We start from the raw sequence: 562 nt of genomic DNA, 5'->3' as shown, positions 1-562 counted from the left end.
GCCGTCGCTGCCGACACCCCGCCGTACTCCGAGACCTACCGGCCCCAGTTCCACTTCACGCCGGAGAAGAACTGGATGAACGACCCCAACGGGCTCGTGTACTACCAGGGCGAGTACCACCTCTTCTACCAGTACAACCCGAACGGCAACTCCTGGGGCGACATGTCCTGGGGCCACGCGGTGAGCACGGACCTCGTGCACTGGAAGGAGCTGCCGCTCGCCCTCTCGCACGACGACGAGGAGATGGTGTTCTCCGGCAGCGCGGTCGTCGACCGGGACAACACCACCGGGTTCGGTACGAAGAAGAACCCGCCCATGGTGGCGATCTACACCAGCGCCTACAAGAACGGCGGCAAGCAGGCCCAGTCGCTCGCCTACAGCACCGACCGCGGCCGCACCTGGACCAAGTACCAGGGCAATCCGGTCATCGACATCGGCTCCAAGGAGTTCCGCGACCCCAAGGTCCAGTGGTACGCGCCGACCAGGAGCTGGCTGATGACGGTGTCGCTGTCCACCGAGCACAAGGTGCGGTTCTACTCGTCGAAGAACCTCAAGGACTGGA

Annotated in this window: 1 protein-coding gene; it reads left to right on the top strand. The window is 64.4% G+C overall.

The genetic code is table 11. The features are described from left to right. On the top strand, positions 1-562 hold a 562-nt coding region (locus ACWBNA_RS47870), incomplete at both ends, for a glycoside hydrolase family 32 protein (protein WP_482710888.1).

It is taken from the genome of Streptomyces sp. Q2 (assembly GCF_056820935.1).
The sequence above is the reverse complement of the archived record's forward strand: the minus strand, read 5'-3'. Positions and strand labels throughout refer to the sequence as shown.